Source organism: Microbacterium sp. 13-71-7 (assembly GCF_002257455.1).
GTDB lineage: Bacteria > Actinomycetota > Actinomycetes > Actinomycetales > Microbacteriaceae > Microbacterium.
Genome location: NZ_NCKN01000284.1, coordinates 1 through 4528, shown reverse-complemented (window position 1 = coordinate 4528; position 4528 = coordinate 1). Strand labels below are relative to the sequence as shown.

General features: G+C 72.0%; 4 protein-coding genes. 3 read left to right on the top strand and 1 reads right to left on the bottom strand.

Going from position 1 to position 4528, the window contains the following annotated elements; translation table 11 throughout:
* Positions 1–153 precede the first annotated feature (153 nt).
* A complete protein-coding gene (locus B7X32_RS18770) occupies positions 154–882 on the bottom strand; it encodes a tyrosine-protein phosphatase (RefSeq protein ID WP_292723175.1) in 729 nt (242 codons plus the stop codon).
* A gap of 273 nt (positions 883–1155) precedes the next feature.
* Here B7X32_RS18770 and B7X32_RS18765 point away from each other — a divergent pair, with 273 nt between their 5' ends.
* The 3 genes from B7X32_RS18765 to B7X32_RS18755 all read left to right on the top strand — a co-directional run.
* Positions 1156–2301, top strand: a complete 1146-nt coding sequence (locus tag B7X32_RS18765) for a CoA transferase (RefSeq protein ID WP_292723173.1) — start codon at positions 1156–1158, stop codon at positions 2299–2301.
* A 1-nt stretch (position 2302) separates the two neighbouring features.
* Entirely contained in the window at positions 2303–3493 is a 1191-nt protein-coding gene (locus tag B7X32_RS18760; RefSeq protein ID WP_292723171.1) for an acyl-CoA dehydrogenase family protein, read from the top strand.
* A gap of 168 nt (positions 3494–3661) precedes the next feature.
* Positions 3662–4528: alpha/beta hydrolase (locus tag B7X32_RS18755; protein ID WP_292723169.1), on the top strand; the 867-nt coding region annotated here is incomplete at its 3' end.

Below are 4528 nucleotides of genomic sequence, written 5' to 3'. Positions count from 1 at the left end.
GACGATCAGATGCTGGGCCTTCGTGGAGCGACGCAGGGCACGGCGCTCGGCGCGTGCGGTGGTGCGGATCGCAGTGGTCATGATGCCTCAACGATATCACCGAAAGAAGGGTTGCCTAACCTTCCTCTGCCCGCGCAGGCGGCGATCGGTCGGCTAGTCGACCAGCGCCGTCCCCAGCGCTTCCAGCTCCGCCCTGGTCAGCCCGGACGCGAGCAGATAGTCCGCCGCGGATCCGTACTGCTCGTCGATGCCCTTGAGCAGTTCGCGCATGACCGGCGCGGGAGACTGCGTGGCGACCGCGATCGCATCGTGCGCGATCGGCAGACGCTCCTCGAGCCACTTCGCGATCGCCCTGTTGCGGGACTCGGGAAGCTGGGAGGCGGTCAGCGCGTAGTCGTCCACGATGGCCTCGCGGTCCGCGCCGACGGCGGCGAGCGCGAGCGCGACGCTCACGCCCGTGCGGTCCTTGCCGAGCGTGCAGTGCACCAGGGTCGGCTCCCCCGCCGACAGGATCCGGACGACCTGGACGATGCGGCCCCCGCCGTCCTCGACGATGCGCCGGTACAGGCCCGCGAGGCTGACGTCGCCCATCAGGAAGGAGGCGACGGAGCCCGCGAAGAGCGGGATGCGGTCGATGCGCAGGCCGGGCAGCGCACAGGGCTCGGCGCTCGCCTCGCTGTCGTCGCGGAGGTCGACCACGCGCGCGACCTGCTCGGTCAGGAACGAGCGCGCATCGGGTCCGACGTGCGCGAGATTGCCGGAGCGGAACAGGACGCCCTCACGGATCCGGGAGGCACCGACCGGGATGCCGCCGACATCGCGCAGATTCGTGATGCCGGGCACGTCGAGCAGGATCATGGTCGCCTCCTCACCGTGCGTCACCGCACCTCTCCTCCAGCCTAGGGCGTGTCCGGGGCGCGGAGTCGCGCTTCGGCGCGCTGCGACCGCGCGGCGGGACCGGGCTGCGGCGGCGCTGCGATCCCGGGGACTGAGCCGGCCCACCCCTCGTCCGTCCGTAGGATGAGAGCGGTGCGTCTCGGACGGTCGCACCATGTCCCGGTTCTGGCTGCTCCGGCACCGGTTTCCCGGCCAGATGTGGGACACGGCGGGACCAGAAGTGGGACACGGCAGGTCGGACAGCGAAGGGGCTGACGGATGAGCGGGGAGACCGAGCGGCGCGGCGTCCTCGAGGGCGTGCGCGTGGCGGACTTCTCCCGGGTGCTCGCCGGCCCGTACGCGACCATGACGCTCGCCGACTTCGGGGCCGACGTGCTGAAGATCGAGCCGCCCGACGGTGACGACACCCGCCATTGGCATCCCCCCGTCGACGCCGACGGCACCGCGACCTACTTCGGAAGCGTCAATCGCAACAAGCGCTCGGTCGCGCTCGATCTGACCGTCGAGGCCGACCGCGCGGAGGCGCTGCGGCTCGCCCGCACCGCGGACGTCGTCATCGAGAACTTCCGCCCGGGGGTCATGGAGCGCTTCGGATTGGACTTCCCCGCCGTCCACGCCGTCAATCCCGGCGTCGTCTACTGCTCGATCACGGGCTTCGGCGAAGGCCCCGGCGCCTCGCTCGCCGGCTACGACCTGCTCGTGCAGGCCGTCGGCGGCCTCATGTCCATCACCGGCGATCCGGAGGGCACGGCGGCGAAGGCCGGCGTCGCGCTCGTCGACGTGCTGTGCGGGCAGAACGCGGTGGCCGGGATCCTGCTCGCGCTGCGCGAGCGCGACCGCACCGGGCAGGGCCAGCGGGTCGAGGTGTCCCTGCTGCAGAGCCTCCTGTCCGCACTGACGAACCAGGCCGCGTCGACCCTCGCCACGGGCACTCCGCCCCGCCGTCTGGGCAACCAGCATCCCTCGATCGCGCCCTACGCCCTGTTCCGCGCGGCAAATCGGGACCTCGTCATCGCCGTCGGCAACGACAAGCAGTTCCGGGCGCTGGCAGAGGCGCTGGGGCGGCCATGGCTCGCCGCGGATCCGCGCTTCCTGCGCAACGCCGACCGCGTCGCGCACCGCGACGCCCTCACGACGCTGATCGAGAGCGGTCTCGCGGAAGCCGAGGCCGCGCACTGGGTCGAGCTGTTCCGTGCGGCGGGGATCCCCGCCGGTCTCGTGCACGACGTGGCCGAGGCGATCTCCTTCGCCGAGGGGCTCGACCTCGACCCCGTCGTCGAGCTCGGCTCCTCCCGCACGATCGCGAACCCGATCCGGCTCGGTGACGCCCCCGCGGCCTACCGCACGCCGCCGCCCGCCCTGAACGACTCCGCGCCCGCCGCCTGGCGCACCGAAAGGACCTGAGATGACGACCGCTCCCCGCATCGACGCCGTGTTCGACCTCGACGCCCTGCTCACGCCGGAGGAGCGCGACTGGCAGCAGCGCGCGCGGACCTTCGCGCAGGAGCGCATACTGCCCGTGATCGAGGAGGACTTCGAGAACGCGCACTTCCGCCGCGAGCTCATCGCAGAGCTCGGCGCCGCCGGCTTCCTCGGCATGCACCTGACCGGCTACGGCTGCGCGGGCGCGGGCGCCGTCTCGTACGGCCTCGCCTGCCTGGAGCTGGAGGCCGCGGACAGCGGCTGGCGCACCTTCGTCTCGGTGCAGGGGTCGCTCGCGATGAGCGCGATCGCGAAATACGGCTCCGAGGAGCAGAAGCAGACGTGGCTGCCGCGCATGGCGACGGGAGACGCGGTCGGCTGCTTCGCCCTCACCGAGCCCCAGGGCGGCAGCGACCCCGCGGCGATGACAACCACGGCGCGCCGGGACGGCGATGACTGGGTGCTCGACGGCGCCAAGCGCTGGATCGGGCTCGCCTCGCTCGCCGATGTCGCCGTGGTCTGGGCGCGCGTGGACGATCCCGCCCTCGGCGAGGGCGGCCGGGCCGTGCGGGGCTTCCTCGTGCCGACCTCGACGCCCGGGTTCACGGCGACCCCGATCACCGGCAAGCTGTCGATGCGCGCCTCCGTGCAGTGCGACGTGGCGCTCGACGGCGTCCGGCTCCCCGCGGAGGCGATCCTCCCGGGAGCCGAAGGCCTGTCCGGACCGTTCGGCTGCCTGAACGAGGCGCGGTACGGCATCATCTGGGGCGCGATGGGCGCGGCGCGCAGCTGCCTGGAAGCCGCGCTCGACCGCGCGACGAGCCGCGAGGTGTTCGGCAGGCCGATCGGCGCCAACCAGCTCACGCAGGCCAAGCTCGCCGACATGCTCGTCGAGGTGGAGAAGGGGATCCTGCTCGCGCTGCATCTCGGACGCCTCAAGGAACGCGGAGCGCTCACTCCTGCGCAGATCTCCCTCGGCAAGCTGAACAGCGTGCGCGAGGCCCTCGAGATCGCCCATCAGGCACGCACGATCCTGGCCGGCGACGGCATCACCAACGCCTACCCGGTGATGCGCCACGCGGCAAACCTGGAGTCCGTCCGCACCTACGAGGGCACCGACGAGATCCACCAGCTCGTGATCGGCCGGGCGCTCACGGGGCTGAGCGCGTTCTGATCCGGATCCGGATCCGGGACGCACGATCGATACGTTACGTCGTGCGCGGATCATCTTGCATTGCGTGTCGCGGCAGATAGTTCGCGAACCACGTATCTGTTTCCATTTTGGCCGTGCACTCTGCTCTCTCGTTTCGCGCCGACGGCTGCACAGGAGCACAATGAGGGCGTGTCCCACGTCGCACCAGAAGAGATCACCGAGTTCTCCTTCCTCGCCGGTCAGGCCCGCGCACTCGGAGCCGAGGTTCCGTCCGTCCGGCGTCTGAGCCTGCCCCTCCCCGACGGCCGGACGCTGAGCGCGCTGCGCTTCGGCGACGGGCCCGTCGAGGTCACCCTGCTGCACGGGGCCGGCCTCAACGCGCACACCTGGGACACCACGGTGCTCGCCCTGGGCCGCCCCACGCTCGCGATCGACCTCGCCGGACACGGCGACTCCTCCTGGCGCGAGGACGCCGACTACACCGGCCGCACGCTCGCCGCCGACGTCGTCGAGGCGCTGCGCGCCTGGACGGATCGCCCGCAGGTGCTGGTCGGACAGTCTCTCGGAGGGCTCACGGCCGCGGCGGTGGCCGCCCGCGCCCCCGAGTTCGTGCGCGAGCTCATCGTCGTCGACATCACCCCCGGTGTCGACCAGAGCGTCGGACCCGCCGCTCTGCGCGAGTTCTACCGTGTGGTCGACGCCACCAGCAGGGACGAGCTCGTCGACCGCGCGCAGCAGTTCGGCTTCGGCGGGTCCCGCGAGGACACGGCCCGCGGCGTGTTCCTCAACACCCGGGTGAGGGACGACGGCCGGGTGGAGTGGAAGCATCACTTCGCGCACATCGCCGCGCGACTGCTGGACGCGCCGCCCGCCGGGTCGGTCTCCGCCGCACCGGCTCCGACGATCCTGGGCGAGCACGGCTGGGCGGACCTCGACGCCGTCGCCGCCCCGGTCACGCTCGTTCGCGCCGGACACGGATTCGTCTCGGACGGTGCGGAGCAGGAGTTCCGCACGCGCCTCCCCGGCGCCCGCGTCCTGCACCTCGAGGGCAGCAAA

Bases quoted from the DNA above. Each gene is read 5' to 3' on its own strand.
- B7X32_RS18765 (WP_292723173.1), top strand. From the start codon at position 1,156: ATGAGCGGGGAGACCGAGCGGCGCGGCGTCCTCGAGGGCGTGCGCGTG.
- B7X32_RS18760 (WP_292723171.1), top strand. From the start codon at position 2,303: ATGACGACCGCTCCCCGCATCGACGCCGTGTTCGACCTCGACGCCCTG.